Source organism: Psychroserpens sp. AS72 (assembly GCF_038900375.1).
Classification (GTDB): domain Bacteria; phylum Bacteroidota; class Bacteroidia; order Flavobacteriales; family Flavobacteriaceae; genus Psychroserpens.
On sequence record NZ_JBBMRC010000002.1, the window covers coordinates 405,412 to 431,456 of the forward strand.

Here is a 26,045-nt window from a genome sequence, read left to right on the forward strand (position 1 = left end):
AACCTCTCTTTATGTGACTTTTGTTACAGGTATAAATGAGCAAATATTATGGAACAAACTACTTGTTTCCACTGTGGTGATGATTGTAATGCAGCAATTATTCTCTATGATGAAAAAAACTTCTGTTGTAATGGCTGTAAGACGGTTTATGAGATTTTCTCAGAAAACGACTTAACATGTTACTATGATTTACAAGCTTCTCCTGGTGCTATCCCAAAAGATATAGAAGGTAAATACGATTTTCTTTCTCAAGATAATATCATTGAAAAACTCACCGAATTTAACGATGGTAAGACTCAAATTGCAACTTTATATATTCCGCATATTCACTGTAGCTCTTGCATTTGGATTTTAGAAAACCTCAACAAATTAAATCCAAACATATCGTCGTCTCAAGTTAACTTCGGTAAAAAGAATATTCGTGTCACATATAATCCTGAGAGTACATCATTAAAAGACGTTGTCATATTATTAAGTACTATTGGTTATGAACCTTATATTTCATTAGATGATTTTAAAACCGGACAACAAAATGTCAATAGAAGTCTTATTTACAAATTAGGAATTGCAGGTTTCGCATTTGGTAATGTCATGTTTTTGTCTTTTCCAGAATATTTTCAAGTAGGCGAATTTTGGTTAGAGCAATACAAACACTTGTTCCGTTGGCTGATGTTTGTCTTCTCTTTACCAGTCGTTTTTTATTCTGGAGCAGATTATTTTATCTCTGCATTTAAAGGTCTACGATCCAAATTATTAAATATTGATGTCCCAATTGCATTAGGAATCGCTGTATTATTCATTAGAAGTACAGCTGAAATCATTTTTGATTTAGGTTCAGGATTTTTTGACAGCTTAACAGGTCTAGTATTCTTTTTATTATTGGGGAAATTCTTTCAGCAAAAAACATATTCCTTTTTATCTTTTGAGCGCGATTACAAATCCTATTTCCCTATTGCGATAACCATTATTTCTTCGGAAGGTATTGAAACTCCTATCCAAGTGTACGATATTAAAAAGGGAGATCGATTACTCATTAGAAATGAAGAGCTCATCCCAGTTGACGGTATCTTAATCAACGGAAAAGCACGAATTGATTACAGTTTTGTTACAGGAGAATCTGAAACTGTTAGTAAGATTTCTGGCGACAAACTCTTTGCTGGTGGTAAGCAAACCTCTGGTGTTATCGAAATGGAAGCCATCAAATCTGTAGAACAAAGTTACCTCACTCAATTATGGAGTAATGATGTATTCAGTAAAAACAAAGAAGATGGATTCACAACCTTAACCAATAAAATTAGCAAGAAATTTACAATTGCTGTGTTAAGTATTGCAGCTATTGCAACAACTTTTTGGCTCTTCGTAGACGCTTCAAAAGCGATGAATGTGTTCACTGCTGTATTGATTATTGCTTGCCCTTGTGCGATTGCACTTTCGGCACCTTTTACCTTCGGAAATTTGTTACGCATCTTCGGAAAGTTAAAATTTTACGTTAAAAACGCTTCTGTCATAGAACAGCTTGCATCAATTAATACCATCATTTTTGACAAAACTGGAACCATAACGTCTAATAAAAAAAGTACAGCGCAATACGATGGCTTAGCTCTAAACCCTTCCGAAGAAATTTTACTAAAAAACACACTTCGTGGTTCTAATCATCCGTTAAGCAGAACGCTTTATGATATTTTAGATGAACACAATATCATTTCGCTAAATAATTTTGAAGAACACTTAGGAAAAGGAATTGAAGCAACATATAACTCAGATCATATTAAAATTGGCTCAGCAAGTTTTGTTGGCGCACAAGAAACTTCGGTTTTAAATACTCAAGTACATATAAGTGCTAATAATGAATATAAAGGAAAATATACATTTTATAATAGTTACAGAAAAGGACTATCAAAGCTCTTTAACAATCTAAAAAAGAATTATGATTTAGTCATTCTTTCTGGTGATAATGAAGGAGAATTTGAGAATCTCAAAAAAATATTGCCTTCTAAAACAAAACTGATATTCAATCAAAAACCAGACGACAAACTAGACTACATCAAATACCACCAAACCGAAGGCGCAAAAGTCTTAATGATTGGTGACGGATTAAATGACGCAGGCGCTTTAGCACAGAGTAATGTTGGTATTGCCCTATCTGAAAATGTAAACGTCTTCTCTCCAGCTTGTGATGCTATTTTAGATGCATCAAAATTTAACCAACTTAACAAATTTATTGGTGCCTCAAAAAGTGCTATCAAAATTATAAAATGGAGTTTTGTTTTGTCTTTTATCTATAATATTATTGGGCTTTATTTCGCAGTCACTGGACAATTAGCTCCTGTAATTGCTGCCATTTTAATGCCTTTAAGCTCTATTAGTATTGTTGTCTTTACTACGATAGCAACAAATCTTTTAGGAAAGAAATTAGAATGATTAAAAATAACCAAACATGATAAAAATCATGTTTTAAAAACTTGTTCAAGCGTAATTTTGAACCATAACTTCTAATAGGTATGAGTGTTATATATATTTTATTGAGTATCAGCATTATTGTTGCTATTGTGTTTTTTATTGCATTTCTAACTGCAGTAAGAAAAGGACAGTTTGATGATAGTTATACACCTTCTGTTAGAATGCTATTTGAAGACGAACTCGTCAAAGAGGAACCAAAACCAACTATAAAAATCAAAAAGACTAATTAATTTACTATGGAAGTTCAACAGTTTCACTACGATAATAAAATCGTTAAAAATTTTCTCTATGCAACCATGCTTTGGGGAGTTGTAGGTATGTCAGTAGGTTTACTACTAGCATTCATGTTTTTATTCCCTAATATGACCAGCGGGATTTCCTGGTTAAGCTTTGGTCGTTTAAGACCTTTACATACCAATGCTGTTATTTTTGCATTTGTAGGAAATGCCATTTTTGCTGGTGTTTATTATTCTACTCAACGTTTGCTAAAAGCAAGAATGTTTAATGATACCTTGAGTAAAATTAATTTTTGGGGTTGGCAATTAATCATTGTTGGAGCAGCTATTACTCTTCCTCTTGGTTATACATCATCAAAAGAATATGCCGAATTAGAGTGGCCTTTTGATATCGCCATTGCTGTTATTTGGGTTGTATTTGGATGGAATTTAATTGGTACCTTACTAAGACGTCGTCAACGTCATTTATATGTCGCTATTTGGTTTTATTTAGCAACATTTGTAACTGTAGCAGTACTTCATATTTTTAATAGTTTATCATTACCCGTTTCATTAACAGGAATGAAAAGTTATTCTGTTTACGCAGGTGTTCAAGATGCTTTAGTACAATGGTGGTATGGACATAATGCAGTAGCATTTTTCTTAACCACACCATTTTTAGGTTTGATGTACTATTTTGTACCAAAAGCTGCAAATAGACCAGTATACTCATACAGATTATCTATTGTACACTTCTGGTCCTTAATATTCATTTACATTTGGGCTGGACCTCACCATTTATTATACACTGCATTACCAGAATGGGCTCAAAACCTTGGTGTTGCATTCTCAATCATGCTCTTAATGCCATCTTGGGGAGGAATGATAAACGGTCTATTGACACTACGTGGTGCATGGGATAAAGTGCGTACAGATCCTGTTTTAAAATTTATGGTAGTCGCCATTACCGGTTATGGTATGGCAACTTTTGAAGGTCCAATGTTATCTCTAAAAAGTGTAAATGCCATGGCGCATTTCACAGATTGGATTATTGCGCACGTTCATGTTGGTGCTTTGGCTTGGAATGGGTTTTTAACCTTCGGAATGATCTACTACCTAGTACCAAAACTATTTAAAACAAAAATGTATTCTATTGGTTTAGCAAATCTTCACTTTTGGATTGGCACTTTAGGAATCATCTTTTATGCATTACCTATGTATGTCGCAGGATTTACACAATGGGCTATGTGGAAACAATTTAATCCAGATGGAACATTGGTTTATGGTAATTTCCTTGAAACTGTAACTGCTATCATGCCATTATATTGGATGCGTGCAATTGGAGGAACATTATTTATTACAGGTATGATAATTATGGTAGTCAATGTGATTATCACTATTATAAAAGGTAGCAAAGTAACAGATGAACTTGCAGAAGCTCCTGCACTTCAACGTGTATCAAAAAAACGTGTTGCTGGTGAAGGATGGCACACTTGGTTAGAACGTAAGCCTGTTAAATTAACCATTTTTGCAACAATCGCTATATTAATTGGTGGTATTGTTCAAATCGTACCAACTATATTAGTTAAATCTAATATTCCTACAATTACCAGTGTTAAACCATATACACCTTTAGAACTAGAAGGTAGAGATATTTACATAAGAGAAGGTTGTGTTGGTTGTCACTCACAAATGGTAAGACCATTTAGAAATGAGGTAGAACGTTATGGCGAATATTCTAAAGCTGGTGAATTTGTTTATGATCATCCATTCCTTTGGGGAAGTAAACGTACAGGACCAGATTTACATCGTGTTGGTGGTAAATATTCAGACAATTGGCACCTAAACCATATGTATGATCCACAAAGTACTTCATCTGGTTCTATAATGCCTTCATATCAGTGGTTAGTGAGAAATGAGCTTGACAAAACGCAAATCGAAGCTAAAATGAAAGTCATGGTTACTCTTGGAGTACCATATACTGATGAGGAGATTGCTAATGCACAAAACTCTATGACTGAACAAGGTACTCAAATTGAGAAAAATCTTTATACAGATCCAGATTTTGCATCATCATACGAAGCTGATAAAGCTGCAGGTGGAGAAGCTTTTATTGAAATGCGAAATAGAGAAATAGTAGCAGTAATTGCTTATTTACAACGTCTTGGTACAGATATTAAGGTTAAAGATGAAGACGTTACAACAACTCAAAACTAATTAATCATGTTAAAATTTGTAAAAAACCACATGGAAAGTATCACAGGAATAGAGATATATCCTATGATTTCCTTAATCATATTCTTCACTTTTTTTGTCATCTTATTTTGGTGGGTTATTACTGCTAAAAAAGACTACATCACGACAGTGAGTAATATTCCTTTAGACAACCAAAATCCATCAGAACTATGAGAAATATACCATCATGGGTAAGAATACCTGTTGTATTCTTTATCATTGTAGCACTAACAGAATTTATTATTGATTCTGGAGATAAACCTGCATTTATAGAACAGCCTTTAGTTGCATTATTTTTATTACTTGTTTTACTTATAATCATTGCTATAGAAAGTATTATTGGTGCTTTAGACAATGTTCTATATCAAAGTTTAGATGCTGAAGCAAAAGCTAGATACGATGCAAATCGTAATGCGCCTTCTAAAATAATGCAATGGATTAATAAAACATATACTAAATCTTTAGGACAAAAACCTATAGAGCAAGAACATGTCATTATTCTGGATCATAACTATGATGGCATTAAAGAATTAGATAACGATTTACCACCTTGGTGGAAATATGGATTTTACGCATCTATAGTTTTTGGGGTATTTTATTTGACAAAATATCATGTATTTAATGGTGATAACCAAATTGATGAACTGGAAGCAGATATAGCTCAGGCAAAAATTGATATTGAAGAATACAAAAAAACTGCTAAAGACTTGGTCGATTTTAATACAGTAATTGCTTTAACTGAAGCAAGTGATTTAAATGCTGGAAAAGCAATTTTTGAAACCAATTGTGTGGCTTGTCATAAAGCAGATGGTGGTGGTGGAATTGGTCCTAACCTAACCGACAAACATTGGATTTTAGGTGGAGGAATCAAAAATATATTTAAAACAATATCTGAAGGTGGTCGTGACGGAAAAGGTATGATTGCATGGAAACAAAGTTTAAAACCTGCAGAAATAGCTCAAGTAGCAAGTTACGTCCTAAAATTTGAAGGCACCACTCCTGCTGAACCTAAAGCACCAGATGGCGATATTTGGGTTGATAAAGATGCACCTTCTGAAAATATTAAAACAAAAGCTACAGAAGTAAATACAGATTCTGTTATAACTACAGAAGACAATTAAATCATGGAAACACCCAAAAACGAAACTTTTAGAGATTCTATTGGTACACTTACCGAAGATGGAAAACGTGCTTGGGTATATCCAAAAAAACCAAGTGGTCGCTATTACGAAAAACGAAAGATTGTTAGTTATGGTCTAATAGCGTTTTTATTTATTGCTCCATTTATTAAAGTTGGTGGCAATCAATTTTTAATGTTCAATGTATTAGAACGTCGTTTTAATATTTTTGGATTTCCATTTTGGCCACAAGACTTCTACCTATTTGTAATTTCAATGTTGATTGGTGTTATTTTCATTGCACTTTTTACGGTAGCTTTTGGACGTATTTTCTGCGGATGGATTTGTCCGCAAACCATATTCATGGAAATGGTTTTTAGAAGAATCGAATATTGGATTGATGGTGATAGAAACAAACAACGTAAACTAGATAGACAAAAATGGGATGCAGAAAAGATTAGAAAACGTCTTTTAAAATGGTTTATATTTTTAGTCATTTCGTTTCTTATTGCAAATGTCTTTTTGGCGTATTTAATTGGAAGTGATAAGCTTATTAGATATATAACTGAAGGTCCTTTTGCACATACAGGTACACTCATTCCACTTATTATATTTACAGCCGTTTTCTATTTTGTATTTGCATGGTTTAGAGAGCAAGTATGTATCATAGCTTGTCCTTATGGTAGATTACAAGGTGTTTTACTTGACAACAAATCTATAATCGTTGCTTATGACCATAAACGTGGTGAAGCTGAGAATGGACGGAAAAAATTCAGAAAAAATGAAGATAGAGAAGCTCTTGGTCATGGAGATTGCATTGATTGTTTACAATGTGTAAATGTATGTCCTACAGGAATTGATATTAGAAACGGTACGCAATTAGAATGTGTAAACTGTACAGCTTGTATTGATGAGTGCGATCACATTATGGAAAGCATTGATTTACCAAAAGGCTTAATAAGATATGCAAGTGAAGATGAAATAGAAAAGAAAAAGAAATTTGAATTCTCACCTAGGTTAAAAGGCTATACAGCAGTATTGGTTATTTTAATTGGTGTACTATCAGGTTTACTTTTATTAAGATCAGATGTTGAAGCTAGAGTTTTAAGGCTTCCTGGTCAATTATATGAACATAAACAAGGCGATATTATTAGTAACGTATTTACATACAAATTAATCAATAAAACCACAGATACTATAAGTGATGTAAGCTTTAAATTACGGAAATACAAAGGTGAGATCAAATTGGTATCTACGTCTAATAATTTTGAAGTACCAGCTCAAGGCGCTGCCGAAGGCACATTATTTATAGAAATTGACAAGAGTGAACTTTCTGGTGATAAAAACAAATTAATGATTGAGGTTTATAGCAAAGATGAATTGATTGAAACCACAACTGTTAACTTTTTAGGCCCAAGAAGTTATAACTAAATTATCCTAAAAGGTATTTTTGATATCTTGTAAGTATAAAAAACAAATCGTTTAACTAATAGATACCCATTTCGTGGGCAATGATTATGAAATTTAATTGGGGAACAGGAATAGTAATTGCATTTATAGCTTTTATAAGCTTTATTATGTATTTCGTTATCAACATGAACATGACTGATAAATATGATACATCTTTAGTAAGAGAAGATTATTATGAAGCAGAATTAGAACTACAAAATGATATTGATAAAGAAAATAATTCTAAAAGTTTAGAAACAAATCTGACTTGGAAACGTACAGATGAAGGTTTAGAAATTTCGTTTCCTGAATCTTTAGATTCAGATAAAATCACTGGAAAAGTGTTCCTATATAGGCCATCTAATAAACAAGTGGACTTTGAAACTGCAATTTCATTGTCTAACCAAAATTTGCTCATACCTGACAAACGTTTATTGGATGGTCGTTGGAACATTAGAGTAGATTGGCAATATAATGGAAAATCATATCTCTACAAAAAAGAGATTACTTATTAAATAGTATTGTCACCTCGAGCGCAGTCGAGAGGTCACTTAAATAATATAATTAATAATTAGGTCTCGACTGCGCTCGACCAGACAAAATATAAAATTCTTAATAAATGCTCTGGTCTGCACTCATATTTGGTCTTTTAGGAAGTTTTCACTGCGTTGGTATGTGTGGTCCTATCGCCTTTATGTTACCTGTAGATAGAAGTAATTCTACAAAAAAAGTATTTCAGATTTTTTCTTATCACTTCGGAAGGTTGCTCGCCTACTCCATTATTGGTCTCGTTTTTGGCTTAGTTGGTAAAAGTTTATATCTCTTCGGAATCCAGCAACAACTTTCAATTTTTATCGGAATTTTAATGATAGTGGTTGTGTTAATTCCGGTTCGGATCTTTAATAAATACAACTTCTCAAAACCGCTGTTTAGGCTCATTTCCGCAGTAAAAACAGCTTTAGGAAAAGCTTTAAAAAAGAAAACAGCAGATACGTTTTTAACCATAGGGTTTCTTAACGGGTTTCTCCCTTGCGGATTAGTATACATGGCAGTTTTTGCCTCATTAGCGATGCAAAATGCAGTGTATGGTAGTTTATATATGATGCTTTTTGGTTTGGGTACAATCCCATTAATGACTACTGCAATTTATCTAGGCAAATTTTTAAATAGTACTGTAAAACAACGTATTCAAAAAGCAATTCCTGTTTTTGTTGTAATTATTGGATTACTATTTATAATTCGTGGTATGGGTTTAGGAATTCCTTACTTATCTCCTGCTCCTATAGTAGAAATAACTTCTAGTGCAATAGACTGTCATTAACTTTTGTAACTGATATTAATCATGGTTTTTTAGGGTATCTAATAGTAACTTTACTATAGAATTTAAAACCTAAGAACATGAAAAAAAGAACACCTATTTCTGCAATAATGACAACAGATGTCATCACATTAAATCATTCTGATAATCTAGAAATTGCAGAATCACTATTCAAAAAAAATAAAATTCGACATATTCCAGTTGTAAGTGGCGACGAAATAATAGGTATGTTAAGCTATACAGATTTATTAAGAATAAGTTTTGCAGATGCTATAGATGAAGAAGAACAAGATGTTGACACTGTAGTTTATAATATGTTTACCATTGAGCAAGTTATGGCTAAAAATCTTATTAGTGTAAATCCTAATTCTACCATAAAAGAAGTTGCAGAAGTACTTTCAAAAAAAGAATTTCATGCATTACCAGTAATAGACAATAATAAATTGGTTGGTATTGTAACAACAACAGATTTAATAAATTATTTGATTGAACAGTTTTAGTATGTTATCATTAAAAAACAAATCCTGAAAGATTTCTTTCAGGATTTGTTTTTTAATTATCTTAAACCCCTAAACATAAGTAATACGAACAAATAACATTAAAATATAATGAGTACACATATTGAAGCAAAAAAAGGAGACATAGCAGATACCGTTTTATTACCTGGTGATCCAATGAGAGCCAAATGGATTGCAGAAACATTTTTTGATACTCCTACGTTATATAATGATGTTAGAGGTATGTTAGGATACACAGGTACTTATAAAGGAAAACGTGTTTCAGTTCAAGGTACAGGTATGGGTATACCTTCTTGTTTGATTTACTGTCATGAACTCATAAATAACTATGGTGTTAAAAATTTAATAAGAGTAGGATCTGCTGGTTCTTATCAAAAACACGTAAAAATTAGAGACGTTGTTTTAGCAATGTCTGCTTCATCAACTTCTGGTATTAATAATTCTCGTTTTATAAATGCAGATTATGCTCCAACAGCAAATTTTGACTTGTTTATGAAAGCAGCATCATATGCTAAAGCAAATAATATTTCAGTAAAAGCTGGTAGTGTACTATCATCTGACGAGTTTTACGAAGATGACTTTGATTCTTATAAAAAATGGGCTGATTTTGGAGTCCTTTGTGTCGAAATGGAAACTGCTGGTTTATATACAATTGCAGCTAAATACAATGTAAACGCACTCTCAATTTTAACAATTTCAGATTCTTTAGTTTCAAAAGAATCACTTTCAGCAGATGATCGTGAATCTACATTTAAGACTATGATAGAAATAGCTTTAAATATGAACAATGATTAAATTATAACAAAAATTTAATTAAGACAAAACTATCCGTATTAAAAAAAAGCATTATTTTTGTAGTGTAAAAAAACCAGAGACATGTTTTCTAAAGCTTGTGAATATGGCATAAGAGCCTCTATATTTATTGCGAAAAATTCGTATGAAGGGAAACGTGTATCTCCCAAGAAAATTTCAGAAGAAATAAACTCACCTCAAGCTTTTACCGCTAAGATTCTACAAATTTTAGTGAAACATGATATTATAAATTCTGTAAAAGGAGCTTATGGTGGGTTTGAGATTGATAAAAAACGAATTGCTACAATTAAATTATCTCAAATTGTTGAAGCGATTGATGGAGACAATATTTATAAAGGTTGTGGACTAGGATTAAAAAAATGCAATGATAAACATCCTTGTCCTGTACATGATAAGTTCATAAGCATTAGAGAAGGACTTAAAACTATGCTTGAAAATACAAATCTAGAAGAATTAGCGCTTGACATTAAAACTGGTGTCTCATTTTTAAAAATCTAAAACACAAAAAAAACATTAAGATCCCAATATAAAATTGGGATGAGTTCAACTTGAAATTTTCAAATTGAAAATTGAGTTTCACTCAAAAAAATTTAAGTTTATTTAAGATAAATTTATCCGAAATAAAAATAATCATGGAAACATTACTTAAGAACACACAAAAACAAATTGGAGAATTTGTTGCAGACGATTTTAGAACAGCAGCTGTTTTTGCAAAACACAAAATAGATTTTTGCTGTAACGGAAATAGGTCTATACATGAAGCCTGTGAAAAAAAAGGGATTGATAGCAACCTAGTTATCGAAGAACTAGAAGCTGTTGTAAACTCCTCATCAAATCAATCTATAGATTACAAATCTTGGCCTTTAGATTTGTTGGTAGAATACATTGAAAAAAAACATCATAGATATGTTGAAGAAAAGATACCTGTATTACGTCAGTTTTTAGACAAACTGTGTCGCGTACATGGAGAACGTCATCCAGAGCTTTTTAAAATAAACGAATTGTTTACTGCTTCAGCTGGTGAATTAACTGCTCATATGAAAAAAGAAGAACTTATACTTTTCCCTTTTATAAAAAAAATGGTCAAAGCTAGTTTAGATCATGGAGCAGTAGAATCTCCACAATTTAAAACCGTTGAAAACCCAATCGCAATGATGATGGAAGAGCACGATAATGAAGGGGAACGTTTTAGACAAATTGCAGAGCTTACTGATGATTATAATCCGCCTTCAGATGCTTGTAACACTTACAAAGTCACATATGCAATGTTAGATGAATTTGAAAAAGATTTGCATTTACATATCCATTTGGAAAACAATATTTTGTTTCCTGAAGCTATAAAATTGGAAAAAATTTTTGAATAACATTTGGTTTGTTATTTAGCAACACTTCCTTTAAGTGACTTAACCTACTGTAATAATCACTGCTTTTGTTAGGAGTTATTACTGGCTTTTTATAAGCAGTATATTCTTACCACTAGGAATTTTACTCATACTCATTAATATTTTAAACACAAAAACACATGAGTCTAAAACCACAAAAACGACACAAAGCTTTACAACCATTAAGTAGAGAACATCATCATGGATTGTTATTATCCTGGAAGATAAGAACTGGTTTTAAGAAAAATATTGAACCAAAACGAATGCGAATCTATGCCAATTGGTTTTTTGAACATCACCTCATACCACACTTTGAAATTGAAGAAGCTCATATCTTTTCCATTTTAGATCAAGAAAATGAGCTGATAAAAAAGGCTTTAACAGATCACAGACGTATAAAACGTTTATTTTCCGAAGAAAATGAAGATTCGAAAACATTGAGTAGAATTGAAGAAGAATTAGAACAACACATTAGATTTGAAGAGCGCATTTTATTTCCAGAAATACAAAAGGTGGCTACAGAAGCTCAAATGCTTGACATAGAAAAAATTCATCAGCCAGAATCTTTTAAAGACAATCTAGATGATGAATTTTGGTTGTAAAATGTACTGTGAAATAGATGTCTAATCTATTTTAAAAAACTTAAAGTAAGCATCAATTAACTGTTCTAAATTATGAAGTGCAGCTTTAGCTTTTTGTTCATCCTCTTCCTCTTTTAAAATTGATATTTCATCAAGCATAGGAACTAAAACCACATGTAATTGGTCATGTGGCTCTCCTTTCATACTACAATGTTTTATAATGTAGCTTGTTTGCTTTGATAGTTTAATCCCTAAAGTTTTATATGTGGTTTGGTTACTTGATTTAAATGCTGAAATGATAGAATCCATTTTTAAAACGCCTTCTTCTGTTTCTAAATTAGCAATCCATTTTTCATCAACATTAAGTTTAATTGATAACGTATCCATAATAGAAATTGCTTCATTACTAGAATCGCGATTTAAATCCAACTTTTTTGTTTCACTTTTACAACTAATCATAAAAATTAGCAAGCATACTGTTATAAAAAACCTATTCATAATTAAAAATTAAGTGTATTAAAAATCTTTCTTTTTCGATTTAAAGACAATTCGTAAGACTGGCATAACCACCCAAAAAGTTAACATTACAAAAGATACAATTAGTCCAAAACTAGTTCCGAAGAATTGTTTAAAAACAGCTCCTGTATATCCTAATAATGCTGAAATATCTAACTTTAAAAGAATTAAAGTTCGAGATAAATCTATAGGATTTAACATGGTACCAATTAATGATAGTTTATCTAATGGGTAATCTTCAAACATGATTAAGGTCATTAAAAACAAGCCATCGTAAATGACTGCAAGAAATAGCCAAAGTAAGATGGCATAACCAAAACCTTTAATTTTATTTTCGTTTGAGAGCGCAATATTAAAGGCTAAAGCTGTAAAAATTAAAGTTAAAAATGTTCCTGTAATGAGTAATAACGAAAAGTCCCAAATAGCACTACTTTCAAACAAACCATAAAACACAAACGGAATTCCTAAACCTAAAATTAAACTCATAGAAAGTGAAAGAGCAACACCTAAATATTGACCTAAAAAAATAGACGAGCGTTTTACAGGTTGTGCTAATAGTAGCTCTGTAAATTCTTGCGAATTATAATAGTACATGACGCCAAAAATGGTCCCTATTAATGGTACCAAAACAATGATGACATTCATTAAGGTAATTACTGCTTTGGATAAATCGTTATTTAAAAATAATAACACAATACCAAGCAATAAATAAAATGCGAAATAGACGTAACTCCAACGACTGCGCATGAGGTCGTAAAAACTATATTTTAATATTTTAAGCATGATTATCTGTTAATATAGACGCAATTGCGTGTTCAAAATCTGGCTGATTGGTCTTGGATTTTAATTCTGAAATTGGCCCTTTAAAGTAAATTTTCCCTTCTAAGATAAATACAATTTCATCTGATATTTCTTCTACAAAACTCATAATATGTGAGGTTATGAGTATGGTTTTTCCTTTAGCTTTTTCAGCCTTTATTAAATCTTTTAAACGTATTAATGATATTGGATCTAAACCAGTTGTAGGTTCGTCTAAAATAACTAACGGACTATCAAACATGAAGGTCAACACAAGGTTTACTTTTTGTTTTGTTCCTCCAGAAAGGTTTCCTAATTTTTTATCTAAAAAAGGTTCTAATCTAAATAGTTCAATTAAACGTTGGTCTTCATTAGTTGGTTTGCGTAAGTCTTTAATCATTTTGATTAACTCCTTTACCTTAAGATTACTTGGAAAATTAGCTATTTGTGGTAAATAGTCAATTTTATGTCTGTATTCTGAATTTTTCTTAATGTTTTCACCAAGTACAGTTATAGTTCCTTTATTAGGAATAACCATTCCTAAAACAGATTTAATTAACGTTGTTTTACCAGAGCCATTTGGACCAAGTACAGCGAATATTCCGCCTTTACTTATATTTAGATCAACACCACTTAGCACTTGATTCTTTCCAAATCTTTTATGTAAGTTTTCAATAGTTACCATGTTACTTTTTTTATTTGTGGATTGTTATCTAGTAAATTATCTGGTGTAAATACTGGTGATACTTTTTCAGAAAAATCAATAATATCTATAAACATACTACGCAATAAAATAATGGTTTCTGGAGTGCGATTTACAATGTAAGAAAACAGTTTTACCGGTCTGTAAGGCACATCTCCTATTCCATTTTTATCTAAATCGTAACCTGTATAATTGCTCCAATAGTTTTTATCAAAAACATTATCATTTACATTACTGTTATAAGCAATATCAAAAGAATTGTATAAAAAATTATTTTCCGTAAACGTATTCGCATAACAAGCGCCTTTAACTTTAATTGCCCAACCATTATTTGAAAAATTGTTGTGTTTATAGTTTATTCGGTTAGAGCCTTCAATGTTGATACCAATGGTATTATCTTCAAAAGTGTTACCAATTATTTCGGCATCATTAATTTCTTTGAGTAACATACCATAAGATGCAGTTCCCCAATTCTCTTTGAAGATATTATTATACATTTTAATTTTCTTAGAAAACATGACTGCCACTCCTGCTCCATTATTTTCAAAAGTATTGTCTTGATATATATCATCATTAGAAAACATAAAATGTAAGCCATAGCGTATATTTAAAGCGCTAACATTGTTTTTTATTAGGCAATTATCTGAGAATTCTAAATAAATTCCGTCTCTAACATGCTCTACATAATTTTGTTCAATTTCAATGTTATTGCTATACCATAATTGAATCCCATTTCCGGAGTTATACTCTTCTAAAGCATCTCCAATAATCTTATTATGAAATACTTTTCCGTCTTTAGATTTTTCGATATAAATTCCGAAGAACAGCTTTTCTAAAACTAAATTTTGAATCACAAAATTTTTGCTTCTTTTAACTCTTATTGCTGCATAATCTTCAGTATAACTTGTACCAACATTAATGATAAATAAGCCATCTACAGTAACATCATCAGCAGTTATTGTAATAATTTCCCCTTTTGATTCACCATCAATCACAGGGTAGTTTTCACCGATGATTGTTAAAGATTTATCTACAATAATAGAATGCTCTTTATAAGTTCCTTTTTTTACAATTATAGTATCAAACTCTTTGGCTTGGCTAATAGCAGCTTTTAAAGTTGAAATAGAACATGTTTTACAAACCTCTATCGTTTGGGCGACACTTATATTAGCTAGTAAAATAGCTAATAAAAATAGACTTAGATTTCTCATGAGACTACTTATTTAAATGCGATAGTAACTCTGACCAAGAATATAATTCACCACCTTTTTCTGCTTGTACTTTTTCAGCATCAATTTTATTTTTAAAAGCTGATAAAAATGCTCCCATAGGACTCGAAATGTTTTTACTGATTAAGAATGTTGCTTGGGTAGCATCAATTAATTCTTCTGGCTCTGTGTAGTTGTTTGATAAATATAATGCTATTTCAGAAGTATCAAAATCGTCCAAAAAATTGACCATACACTCGGTTGCATCAAATTTATAGACTTTTCCTTTTTTGGTTACAATTTCAGCTGCATGAACTTTATCTACGATAGTCATTTTACAAAAATGACAACCATCATTTCCATAATCTATGGGTTTTGGTGACACATTACAGCTTATAAAAATTAACAGTAATATGAGTATTGAATAGTATTTTAGTGTTTTCATTTTTTTAGTGTTTTGAAAATGTAATATTACTAGGTTATTTTCTTCAAACTCGTTTTTCGGCCTAACCAAAAAGCGACAAGTGTTAAAGACATTCCTACAAACATAAGATATCCTCCAGTATGTGGTAAAGAAGTAACATCAAAGTTTAATAGTTTCTTAAAACCAATTAATGGTGGCTTATAAGACATTGGTGTACCATCAGGATTAGTAACTTTTATAATAGCATGTGGATCTAAATTACCACCATAATCTGCTAACCAATTATTAAAATCGTACATACCTAATACACCCAATATAGACATTAAAACAAACCAGCCTATAAAATATTTATAACTTACTTTATTAAAAAATCCTAACAGACCAATAACAATACCTAACATAACCATGCCGAATATTACTTTTGGAAACATTGAGAATTCCCACATTTCTTCAGCTTTTGGTATGGTTTTCATACCTATGTAGTGGTTTAACCCATCAATATTTTGTAAATCAAATTCTGAAACGCCTTTAATACCATCAATATAAATATTCATCCCTAAAGGGTCTGGATATTGAGGTGCTCCAAGCATAATGTTCCATAACGGAAATTTAAAAAGCCCTAATAACAGTAATGAACCTATAATCATTATAATGCTAGCCTTTTTCATGGTATTTAATATTTAACTATAATATATTCAGTGAGGTTTTCTGTATAAACAGAATTTAGTGATTTAAAAAGAAAGGCGAGAGCGAAAATTCAACTCTCGCCTTAATTAGAGAAATAAACACTAAAACAAAATTTCTCTAATTATTTTACTATTAATTATTCTATATCTTCTCCTAGAGACCACTTAATTGGTGTCTCTGAATCTGCAGCAGATACTCTAATATAACCTTGCATTTCCTGATGTAATGCAGAACAGAAATCTGTACAGTAAAATGGCCAAACACCAACTTGTTTAGGTTCCCAAACAGATGTTTTTGTTTGTCCTGGCATTATTAATAATTCTGAAGAATTTTGACCTAATACTGCAAATCCGTGTGGTACATCAAAATCTTGCTCTAAATTAGTAACGTGGAAATATACTTTGTCTCCTACTTTAACACCTTCAATATTATCTGGTGAGAAATGACTTCTAATAGTAGTCATATAAATATGTACATCTTTACCTTCTCTAACCACTTTGGTATCATCATCTGATTTAACTGCATAAGGATGCTTGTTGTCTGCTAGCTTATAGATTTTTTGAGATTGTGCTTTAATAATACCTGCTTCCATTGCAGCAGCATAATGTGGCTCTCCATGTGTTGGAAAATCTAAAAGCAACTCCATTTTATCTCCAGAAATATCATACAATTGTGCTGAATGCTCCATTTCTGGACCTGTTGGTAAATAACGATCTTTTGTTATTTTATTCATTGCAAACATGTATTTACCTTGTGGTTTTCCAGAATTTCCTCCAGGAATAGTTAAGTGACCAACAGAGTAATATGTAGGTTTTCTATCAATAACTTCCCAAGTCCCTAATTTCCATTTTACAACTTCAGAAGAAATAAAGAACGTTGTATATGCATTTCCTTTTCCATCAAACTCTGTGTGTAATGGTCCTAATCCTGGTTGCTCAACTACTCCTGCTAAAACATCTTCAAAGTTTAAAATTGGAATTCCGTAAGCTTCACCAGCAAACTTTTTGTTTTCAATGGCATCTAACATTTTTGTGAATGAATGCACTGTTAAGTTTGCAGACAATTTACCATTACCAACAATGTATTCTCCAGAAGGATCTACATCACAACCATGAGGTGATTTTGGAGTTGGAATAAAATAAACAGCTCCAGGAACCTCTATTGGATTTACAACACGAACTTCTTTTTTCATAGTAGATGTTGCTGTATGTGTGTGCTCATCATAAACATTATGTGCATAATTAGCAGGCATCATTTTCCCACCACCATTATTCACATATTCTTCAATTTTTTTCCAGTTTATAGCTGCAATAAAATCTTTATCATTTTGTGAAGCATTAACCTCTAAAAGAGTACTAGCCTCTTCAGTATTATATGTTGTAAAGAAAAACCAACCGTGAGATTTTCCACGTCCAGGATGCGATAAATCGTAGTTAAAACCTGGCATTAAAATTTGAAATTTAATATCCATGTTTCCAGTTTCTGGTGCTACACTAATAAAAGATAAGGCGCCTTGAAAGTTACCTTTATAATCTTTAATTGGCATGTCACGTTGCGGAATTGGAACAGAAAAACGCGTTCCTGCAACTACATACTCTGTATTTTCTGTTACAAATGAAGAACTGTGATTACCTGCACTATTTGGTACTTCAATGATTTCTTCAGTTTCAAATGTGGTAAGACTAATTCTTGCGATACGAGGTGTGTTATTTTCATTTATAAAAACCCAACGACCATCTAATTCTCCTTTTGATTGAGAAATATCTGGATGGTGAGAATCTCCCCAAGGTACAAATCCGTGAGATGTGTTTAATATTGGTTTAGTCTCTTCAGAATACCCATAACCAGAAGTTGCAAACTGAGAAAACACAGGGATTTCTTTAAACATTCTACCAGAAGGTAAACCGTAAACAGTTAAGTTACCACTATATCCACCAGATATAAATGCGTAATGCGAGTCGTAGTCTCCTGGAGCCACATAAACTTTTTCGGCAATATTACTTGCTAATGCACCAGATTTAGAACCTGATTTGCTACTATTATTACAACTTGTAAACCCAAAAAGGATGACAAACATTGCAATGCTTGATGTTATAATATTTTTCATTGTTTATAAAATTTTAATTAGTGTTTATTATTCAGTTGGTGGCAATAAAACTTTGTCTATTACATGTACAATACCATTACCAGCAGGTATACTTGCTAATATTCTTGCTCCACCAATCATTGGTTCTCCATCTACGACTTCAACTTTCACATAGCCATTATTAGCTTGTCCTAATTTTTTAAATTTCTTTAAGAAATCTTTAGAGTAGTTACCTGGAGTGACATGATACTTTAAAATATTAGCCAATGCATCTTTATTTTCTGGTTTCAATAAATTCTCAACAGTACCTTCTGGTAAAGCTGCAAAAGCCTCATTTGTTGGTGCAAACACCATTAATGGTCCTGCATTGACTAAAGCATTTTCTAATTGTGCAGCTTGAACTGCAGCTACTAAAGTTGTATGATCTTTTGAGCCAATCGCAATACTTAAAACTGTTGTACCTACATCGCCTTCAATAAATGCTTGACCAGTTCGTTCAGAAGATTCTGTTTCAGCTTGTGTATCTGTAGTGGTTGATGTTACTTCTTTGTTTTCGGTTTTACATGAAAGAATTAATGTTAAACATGCAAATCCAAGAAACAGATGTTTTAAAGTTTTCATTGGTTACTATTTTTATGGTTAGTATTCTATATTTTTATTTTAGTGTTCTAAAATATTCTAAGACAGCTCTAGCGTCTTCTTCTGTAAGTCCTTGGTTAGCCATAGGAGAACCATTAAATTCCATTAATAATTCTTTAGCTAAAGGATCTTCTTTTACCATTTGCTCAGGATTCAAAATCATGTTCATAACCCATTCTGGAGTACGTCTTTCTAAAATACCTGTTGGAGCTGGACCAATAAATTTTTTGTCTGCTCTGTGACAAGCTGTACACATTTTTTTGTAAACATCTGCTCCATGTGCAACCATTTTTTGGTCAACTTCTGGATCAAGTGTGATAGATTTAATTGGCCCAATACCTTTATTGGTTAAATCTATTTTTTTTGAAGCAGAAACTTGTGATGCTTTAGGTGTTTCTACCTTTGCAGGTGCTTCTTTTTTACCATAAGATATGGTCTCTTTCTTTTTTTCTTCTTTGCCTCCACAACTTAAGAGTAGTGTTACAAATAATACTGTCATTAATTTTAGTGTTGTTTTCATTTTTAATTTAGATTTATTTAACAAAAATAATGTCTTAACATGTCAATAAACATGACATTTATCATATTTCGGATAATAATATCCTAATTAAATTTTTTAAAGTTTTTTTGTTAAAATATGTGTTTAAGCTGAGCTCTGTATTAGTTGATTCAAACTTTTGCTTATCTTTAAAACAATCAAACCAAAACAAATGAAAAAATCACTTTTCTTGATGTTATTCTTAACATCAATTATACTCTCAGCACAGGACATTTCTCTTGACTTACTTAAAAACATGAAACCTAGAAATATTGGTCCTGGCGGAATGTCTGGACGTGTCACAGCTATTGATGTTGTACATAACAATACAGATATCATGTATGTAGGTACGGCTTCTGGTGGTCTCTGGAAAAGTAAATCTGGAGGTATAACATGGTCTCCTATTTTTGATAATGAAGTTACAGCTTCTATTGGAGCAGTTGCCATACAACAATCAAATCCTAGTGTAATTTGGGTAGGAACTGGAGAAGGAAACCCTAGAAATAGTTTAAATGGTGGCTATGGTATATTTAAATCTTTAGATGGTGGAAAAAGCTGGTCATCTATGGGTTTAGAAAACACAAGACATATTCATCGCGTAATAATTGATCCAACAAATCCAGATGTAGTTTATGTTGGAGCAATTGGCTCTCCTTGGGGAGAACATCCAGAGCGTGGTGTTTTTAAAACTACAGATGGTGGTAAAACTTGGAACAAAATTCTATTCGCTAATAATAAAACAGGTGTAGCAGACCTCGTTATGGATCCAACAAATCCTAACAAATTAATTGCTGCGATGTGGGAACACAAACGTGATCCTTGGTTTTTTAATTCTGGTGGTGAAGGTTCTGGTTTACATATCACTCATGATGGTGGTAAAACTTGGAGAAAAATCACTGAAAAAGAAGGTTTACCTAAAGGAAATCTAGGACGTATTGGTGTAGCCATAGCATCTAACAAACCAAATATTATTTATGCTTTAGTTGAAGCTAAGAAAAACGCACTTTACAAAAGTGAAGATGGTGGTTTTAAATGGTACAAAGTCAATGATAAATCTAGCGGAAGAGGTTCTGGTGGAATAGGAAATAGACCTTTTTACTATTCTGAAATTTATGTAGATCCACAAAATGAAAATCGGGTGTACTCAGTATTTACTTATATTAACGTTTCCGAAGATGGAGGAAAATACTTCAAACAACTCATGCCAGCTTATGGCGTAGATAATGGAGTGCATCCAGATCATCATGCCTGGTGGATTCATCCAACAAATGGTAACTTTATGATTGATGGAAATGATGGTGGAATGAACATCACCAAAGATGGTGGAAAATCTTGGCGATTTATTGGCAATTTACCTGTTGCTCAATTTTATCATATTAATGTAGATAATGAAATCCCATACAATGTATATGGTGGCATGCAAGATAATGGGTCCTGGAGAGGTCCAGCTTACACTTGGAGAGTTCAAGGCATTCGCAATAGTTATTGGCAAGAAATTAGTTTTGGTGACGGTTTTGATGTTGTGCCAGACAAAGATGATTCTCGCTACGGCTGGTCTATGAGTCAACAAGGTTATGTGAGTAGATATGATTGGCAGACTGGAAATAATTATTCGGTTAAACCAACACATCCAGATCCAAATGTCGAGTTACGTTTTAATTGGAACTCTGCAATAAATATTGATCCTTTTAATAATAATACATTGTACTTCGGAAGTCAGTTTGTGCATAAGTCTACAGATAAAGGAGATACTTGGACAGTTATCTCTCCGGATTTAACAACCAACGATCCTGAAAAACAGAAACAATCTGAAAGTGGTGGACTTACTATGGATGCAACAGGTGCTGAAAATCACACAACAATTTTAGTCATAGAACCTTCACCACTTGAAAAAGATATGCTTTGGGTTGGAACAGATGATGGTAAAATACATTTCACAACAAACGGAGGAGATTCTTGGAGTGATGTCACAAAAGGCATCAAAGGTTTACCTGCTGGAAGTTGGGTAACCCAAATAAAAGCGTCCAACAAAAACAAAGGAGAAGCGTTACTTGTAGCAAATGATTATAGACGATTTAATTACACGCCTTACGCTTATAGAACTACTAACTACGGAAAAACGTGGACTCGTATTGTAGATGCTGAAGATGTAGAAAGTTACGCGTTGTCTATTATTGAAGATCCAATAGAAAAAAATCTTTTATTCTTAGGAACAGACGATGGATTATATATTTCTTTTGATGCTGGAAACAAATGGACCAAATGGACTAATGGTTTCCCAACAGTTTCTGTTAAAGATTTAGTGATTCATCCAAGAGAACATGATTTAGTTATTGGTACGTTTGGTCGTGCTGCTTGGGTAATGGATGATATTCGTCCGTTACGTGAGTTAGCAAAAAACAAACAAATTATAAATCAAAAGCTAGAATTGTTTGAACCTCCTACTGCATATCAAGCTGCTTATCAACAACCAACTGGTAGTCGTTTTGGAGCAGATGCTATGTATCATGGAGAAAACAGAAGTTATGGAGCTAGATTAAGTTATTTTGTGAAAATTGATGCTTCTGAAAGTTCAACTAAAGACGAAAAGGATGATGACGCTTCGACTTCGCTCAGTGACCTAAAAGAGGATATGGATGTAAGTGAAGATATTTCCGAAGAGAAAGAGAATATGGATGAGAACCTGAAACAAGTTCAGGTGAGCTGGGATTCTATTCATTTAAAAATCTATGATGGTGAACGTTTAATAAGATCTTTAAAACAAAAAGCTCCAGACTCTACAGGAATTTATAAATGGACTTGGTTTATGGATGAAGCTGGAGTTGATTATCCTTCAAAACGCATTAGAAAGCAAACAAATGAACGTGGAGGCGTTTCGGTAAAACCAGGAAATTACAAATTGGTAATGAGCTTTGGCGATCAAACTTCCGAAGAAATGATAAGTGTAAAATCAGATCCAAGAATTAATGTATCAATATCAAATATTAATCAAGTGTATGAAGCTTCTAAACAATTAGAACGCATGCAACAAACTGCTGCAGATGCTGTAAAACAACTTATTGAAAGTAAAACGATTGCTAAAGATTACCAATCACTTTTAAGTAAATTAGACAAGAAAAAATATAAAGACGACATCAAAGCTTCAAAAAATATTATTAAAAACATTGATAGTATCGTTGATAAATTTTTAGGAAAAGAAGATAAACGTCAAGGGATTACAAGAAGTCCAGAAGTAACTGTGATGCAACGATTAGGTCAAGCGAGACAATATGTTAGCTCTAGACAAAATGGGATTACAGCAACAGAAACGACTTTGATAACTAATGCAAAAGATGCTTTAGAGACTGTTTTACTTGAAGTAAACACTTTCTTTAATGACAATTGGAAACCGTATCAAACAAAAATGGAAACATTACAGATGAATCCATTTAAAAACATAAAGACTTTTAAATTAGATTAACAACACTAAAACCAATCATTATGCAAACAAAAATTTTAGGATTATGCTTAGCTGTTTTGATGTTTTCTTGTAAAGAAGACACCAAAGATAAGGCACTAGTAAAACGAGAAATTAAACAGTACACTATTGAACAATTTATGGACAATGAAGCCGTTGGAGGCGGAAGTTTTTCATCAGACAACAGTACTCTTCTCGTATCCAGTAATCGATCTGGTATTTACAATGCCTACACAATACCTGTAAAAGGAGGAGAAATGACTGCAATAACAACTTCAGACAGCACTTCTATTTTTTCAGAATCTTATTTTCCTAATGACAACAGAATGTTATTGAGTGCAGATGGAAATGGTGATGAAATTGACCATATTTTTGTTAGAGACTTAGATGGGAAAATCACAGATATCACACCAACAAAAGGTGCAAAAGCTAGTTTCTATGGATGGTCTGAAGATGATAAACATCTATATTTTGGTTCTAATAAAAGAGATCCTCGTTATTTTGATGTTTACAAAATGTCAATTGATGATTTTTCTTCGGAAATGATATATAAAGATGAAAGCGGACTTACGTTTTCAGGAATGTCTAATGATGAAAATTATTTTGCACTTACCAAGTCTTTAAACACAAATGATAGTGATTTATCACTTTATAATGTTAAGACTAAAGAAATGACGAAAGTCAATGAGAACCAAAGCAAAAATTCTGCTCAGGATTTTTCGGTTGATAATTCTACTTTTTATTATACAACAGACGATGGTGCTGAGTTTTCTTATCTAATGTCTTATGACTTAGAAACTAAAGAAAAGAAAAAGATAATCGAAAAAATATGGGATGTTTCGGGTGCTGGTTTTACATCTAATGGCAAATATATGGTTGTTTATGTTAATGACGATGGTAAAAATGCCATTGATGTTTTAGATACTAAAACCATGAAACCAATAGATTTGCCAGATTTTGGTGATAAAAGCATCACTAGTGTAAGTTTTAGCGATGACGAAAAATGGATGCGTATGTATGTTGGTGGTTCTAATTCACCTTCAGATTTATACACTTATAATTTTGAAACCAAAGAACAACACAAACTTACAAATGTGTTAAATGAAGAGATTAATGCTGATGATTTAGTAACTGCTAAAGTAATCCGATTTAAGTCTTTTGATGGCACCATGATTCCTGCAATATATTATTTACCTCAGCAAGCTTCCAGTGAGAACCAAGTTCCAGCAATGGTATGGGTACATGGTGGTCCTGGAGGTCAAACACGTCAAGGTTTCAGTTCTCTTATGCAATATATGGTTAATCATGGTTATGCTGTTTTGGCAGTAAATAATCGTGGTAGTAGTGGCTACGGAAAGACATTTTACCAAATGGATGACCTCAACCATGGAGAGAAAGATTTGCAAGATTGTGTAGAAGGAAAAAATTGGTTAGCGTCGCAATCTGAAATTGATGGTGACAAAATAGGAATCATTGGAGGTTCATATGGTGGATATATGACAATGGCTGCATTGACTTATACACCAGAAGAATTTGATGTAGGTGTCAATTTGTTTGGTGTTACAAATTGGATGCGTACGTTAAAGAGTATTCCTCCTTATTGGGAATCGTTTAGAGAATCGTTGTATTTAGAATTAGGAGATCCGTTTTCGGCAGATTCCGTTAGATTAAAACGAATTTCTCCTTTATTTCATACAGATAAAGTAACCAAACCTTTAATTGTTTTACAAGGTGCGCAAGATCCAAGAGTATTACAAGTGGAAAGTGATGAGATTGTAGCTGGTGTTAGAAAAAATGGTGTTCCTGTAGAATACGTTTTATTTGAAGATGAAGGTCATGGTTTTGTAAAAAAAGAAAACCAAATAGAATCGTATAGTAGAATTTTGAAATTTCTAGATAAACACCTTAAAAAAGAAGGCGCACCTATTGATGGAGACACAGAAAGTACTGAGATTGAAATTGAAGATACTAATTAATGTTTTGACATCTAATTATTATAAATTAAAAAGCTTGAGCAAATTGCTCAAGCTTTTTTGGTTTTAGTAAATCCCTAAAAAACTAACTAAAACTATATTTTAAATGTTATCACTGGTAATGTTGCATGATTGGCAACATCTTCAGACACGCTTCCTGAGAAGAAATGCGCTAAACCTTTTCTACCATGTGTTGGAACTGCAATTAAATCTGCTCCAACTAAATTAGAAGCATTTAAAATTCCTTTTTCAACTGTATAATCTGATGTGTAATGCACATCATTTAATCTGTCTAAATTACCATCTGCAGTTTTAAGAAAATCGGCTACTATGCTTTCCATTTCAGCAGAACTTCTAAAACCTTCTCCAGGAACATTAACATGAATTAATTTTATATTGCTAAATAGGTTACGAGCTTTAAGGTATGGTTCTATCATTTCTTTAGAAAAATCTGATGCAAATGCCACAGTATTAAAGTTTAAATTAGCTGGTTTTTGTTTAACAACTAATACAGGAATCTCTGAGTATCTTACCACTTTTTCTGTATTAGAACCTACAAATATTTCTGATAAACCACTTGCTCCATGTGATCCCATAACAATCATATCCGCATCGTGTTCTTTAGCTACTTCTGCTACTTCACTAAACACTTTAAAATGCTTAACTATTGGTGTAACACTTATATCTTTGAGATAGTCTTTATCTAAATACTCATCAAACTTTTGTTCAGCCATTTTTAGAAAAAACACCATTTGTTGGTTTTGATCGTCACTAGAACTAATTAAACTTCCTTTATCAAGTTCTAACATGTGAAGAACTAGGAGTTCTGCATTATTTCTTTTTGCTAGGATTGCTGCTGTTTCTAGAGCAAACTCAGAGTATTTAGAAAAATCTATTGGTACAATTATTTTATTCATAATATTTATA

The 26,045-nt window shown here is 32.3% G+C and carries 25 protein-coding genes; 15 read left to right on the top strand and 10 right to left on the bottom strand.

The genetic code is table 11. The features are described 5' to 3' along the window. Positions 1-48 precede the first annotated feature (48 nt). The 13 genes from WNY78_RS05305 to WNY78_RS05365 all read left to right on the top strand — a co-directional run bounded on the left by WNY78_RS05305 (position 49) and on the right by WNY78_RS05365 (position 12,110). Entirely contained in the window at positions 49-2,421 is a 2,373-nt protein-coding gene (locus WNY78_RS05305; protein ID WP_342872149.1) for a heavy metal translocating P-type ATPase metal-binding domain-containing protein, read from the top strand. A gap of 80 nt (positions 2,422-2,501) precedes the next feature. After that, positions 2,502-2,690 carry a cbb3-type cytochrome oxidase assembly protein CcoS gene (gene ccoS, locus WNY78_RS05310; RefSeq protein WP_342872150.1) on the top strand — a complete coding sequence of 63 codons (189 nt, stop codon included), beginning with the start codon at positions 2,502-2,504 and terminating at the stop codon, positions 2,688-2,690. Between the two features lie 6 nt (positions 2,691-2,696). Beyond that, positions 2,697-4,892, top strand: coding sequence for a cytochrome-c oxidase, cbb3-type subunit I (gene ccoN, locus WNY78_RS05315; protein WP_342872151.1), 2,196 nt, complete (start codon positions 2,697-2,699; stop codon positions 4,890-4,892). Between the two features lie 6 nt (positions 4,893-4,898). Further along, the gene (locus WNY78_RS05320) at positions 4,899-5,084 is read left to right on the top strand and encodes a CcoQ/FixQ family Cbb3-type cytochrome c oxidase assembly chaperone (RefSeq protein ID WP_342872152.1); all 186 of its coding nucleotides are present in this window, start codon (positions 4,899-4,901) and stop codon (positions 5,082-5,084) included. Next, a complete protein-coding gene (locus WNY78_RS05325) occupies positions 5,081-6,031 on the top strand; it encodes a cbb3-type cytochrome c oxidase N-terminal domain-containing protein (protein ID WP_342872153.1) in 951 nt (316 codons plus the stop codon). Before WNY78_RS05320 ends, WNY78_RS05325 begins: the two co-directional genes overlap by 4 nt. A 3-nt stretch (positions 6,032-6,034) precedes the next feature. Further along, positions 6,035-7,459: a cytochrome c oxidase accessory protein CcoG gene (ccoG, locus tag WNY78_RS05330; RefSeq protein ID WP_342872154.1), complete on the top strand. Its 1,425-nt coding sequence runs from the start codon at positions 6,035-6,037 to the stop codon at positions 7,457-7,459. Positions 7,460-7,545: 86 nt separating this feature from the next. Then, positions 7,546-7,992: a FixH family protein gene (locus WNY78_RS05335; protein ID WP_342872155.1), complete on the top strand. Its 447-nt coding sequence runs from the start codon at positions 7,546-7,548 to the stop codon at positions 7,990-7,992. 104 nt (positions 7,993-8,096) lie between these two features. Next, positions 8,097-8,798, top strand: a complete 702-nt coding sequence (locus WNY78_RS05340; RefSeq protein ID WP_342872156.1) for a sulfite exporter TauE/SafE family protein — start codon at positions 8,097-8,099, stop codon at positions 8,796-8,798. 77 nt (positions 8,799-8,875) lie between these two features. Next, on the top strand, positions 8,876-9,295 hold the full coding sequence (locus WNY78_RS05345) for a CBS domain-containing protein (protein WP_342872157.1): 420 nt from the start codon (positions 8,876-8,878) through the stop codon (positions 9,293-9,295). A gap of 108 nt (positions 9,296-9,403) precedes the next feature. Beyond that, positions 9,404-10,108, top strand: coding sequence for a purine-nucleoside phosphorylase (deoD, locus tag WNY78_RS05350; protein WP_342872158.1), 705 nt, complete (start codon positions 9,404-9,406; stop codon positions 10,106-10,108). A gap of 81 nt (positions 10,109-10,189) precedes the next feature. Next, positions 10,190-10,624, top strand: coding sequence for an Rrf2 family transcriptional regulator (locus WNY78_RS05355; protein WP_342872159.1), 435 nt, complete (start codon positions 10,190-10,192; stop codon positions 10,622-10,624). Between the two features lie 134 nt (positions 10,625-10,758). Then, positions 10,759-11,490, top strand: a complete 732-nt coding sequence (ric, locus tag WNY78_RS05360) for an iron-sulfur cluster repair di-iron protein (RefSeq protein ID WP_342872160.1) — start codon at positions 10,759-10,761, stop codon at positions 11,488-11,490. Between the two features lie 158 nt (positions 11,491-11,648). Then, the gene (locus WNY78_RS05365) at positions 11,649-12,110 is read left to right on the top strand and encodes a hemerythrin domain-containing protein (protein WP_342872161.1); all 462 of its coding nucleotides are present in this window, start codon (positions 11,649-11,651) and stop codon (positions 12,108-12,110) included. 21 nt (positions 12,111-12,131) lie between these two features. Here the strand turns inward: WNY78_RS05365 and WNY78_RS05370 are convergent, their stop codons facing one another. The 9 genes from WNY78_RS05370 to WNY78_RS05410 all read right to left on the bottom strand — a co-directional run bounded on the left by WNY78_RS05370 (position 12,132) and on the right by WNY78_RS05410 (position 19,670). Next, on the bottom strand, positions 12,132-12,518 hold the full coding sequence (locus tag WNY78_RS05370; protein WP_342872162.1) for a hypothetical protein: 387 nt from the start codon (positions 12,516-12,518) through the stop codon (positions 12,132-12,134). Between the two features lie 87 nt (positions 12,519-12,605). Beyond that, complete coding sequence (locus tag WNY78_RS05375; RefSeq protein WP_342872163.1) at positions 12,606-13,388, bottom strand: ABC transporter permease; 783 nt, start codon at positions 13,386-13,388, stop codon at positions 12,606-12,608. Further along, positions 13,381-14,088 (bottom strand): ABC transporter ATP-binding protein, encoded by a 708-nt coding sequence (locus WNY78_RS05380; RefSeq protein WP_342872164.1) that lies wholly within the window; start codon positions 14,086-14,088, stop codon positions 13,381-13,383. The genes WNY78_RS05375 and WNY78_RS05380 overlap by 8 nt, the downstream gene beginning before the upstream one ends. Continuing rightward, a complete protein-coding gene (locus tag WNY78_RS05385) occupies positions 14,082-15,317 on the bottom strand; it encodes a nitrous oxide reductase family maturation protein NosD (protein WP_342872165.1) in 1,236 nt (411 codons plus the stop codon). Before WNY78_RS05385 ends, WNY78_RS05380 begins: the two co-directional genes overlap by 7 nt. A 4-nt stretch (positions 15,318-15,321) precedes the next feature. Then, a complete protein-coding gene (locus WNY78_RS05390) occupies positions 15,322-15,759 on the bottom strand; it encodes a nitrous oxide reductase accessory protein NosL (RefSeq protein ID WP_342872166.1) in 438 nt (145 codons plus the stop codon). Positions 15,760-15,788: 29 nt separating this feature from the next. Continuing rightward, a complete protein-coding gene (locus tag WNY78_RS05395; RefSeq protein WP_342872167.1) occupies positions 15,789-16,406 on the bottom strand; it encodes a hypothetical protein in 618 nt (205 codons plus the stop codon). A 155-nt stretch (positions 16,407-16,561) separates the two neighbouring features. Further along, positions 16,562-18,532, bottom strand: a complete 1,971-nt coding sequence (gene nosZ / locus WNY78_RS05400) for a Sec-dependent nitrous-oxide reductase (protein WP_342872168.1) — start codon at positions 18,530-18,532, stop codon at positions 16,562-16,564. Between the two features lie 27 nt (positions 18,533-18,559). Further along, the gene (locus WNY78_RS05405; protein WP_342872169.1) at positions 18,560-19,132 is read right to left on the bottom strand and encodes a fasciclin domain-containing protein; all 573 of its coding nucleotides are present in this window, start codon (positions 19,130-19,132) and stop codon (positions 18,560-18,562) included. A 34-nt stretch (positions 19,133-19,166) separates the two neighbouring features. Beyond that, positions 19,167-19,670, bottom strand: coding sequence for a cytochrome c (locus WNY78_RS05410; RefSeq protein ID WP_342872170.1), 504 nt, complete (start codon positions 19,668-19,670; stop codon positions 19,167-19,169). Positions 19,671-19,860: 190 nt separating this feature from the next. Here WNY78_RS05410 and WNY78_RS05415 point away from each other — a divergent pair, with 190 nt between their 5' ends. Further along, positions 19,861-23,148 carry a hypothetical protein gene (locus WNY78_RS05415; RefSeq protein ID WP_342872171.1) on the top strand — a complete coding sequence of 1,096 codons (3,288 nt, stop codon included), beginning with the start codon at positions 19,861-19,863 and terminating at the stop codon, positions 23,146-23,148. Positions 23,149-23,168: 20 nt separating this feature from the next. Beyond that, the gene (locus WNY78_RS05420) at positions 23,169-25,121 is read left to right on the top strand and encodes a prolyl oligopeptidase family serine peptidase (RefSeq protein WP_342872172.1); all 1,953 of its coding nucleotides are present in this window, start codon (positions 23,169-23,171) and stop codon (positions 25,119-25,121) included. 92 nt (positions 25,122-25,213) lie between these two features. On the opposite strand, the gene WNY78_RS05425 is transcribed toward WNY78_RS05420, so the two are convergent. Beyond that, positions 25,214-26,035, bottom strand: coding sequence for a universal stress protein (locus WNY78_RS05425; protein ID WP_342872173.1), 822 nt, complete (start codon positions 26,033-26,035; stop codon positions 25,214-25,216). Positions 26,036-26,045: the final 10 nt, after the last annotated feature.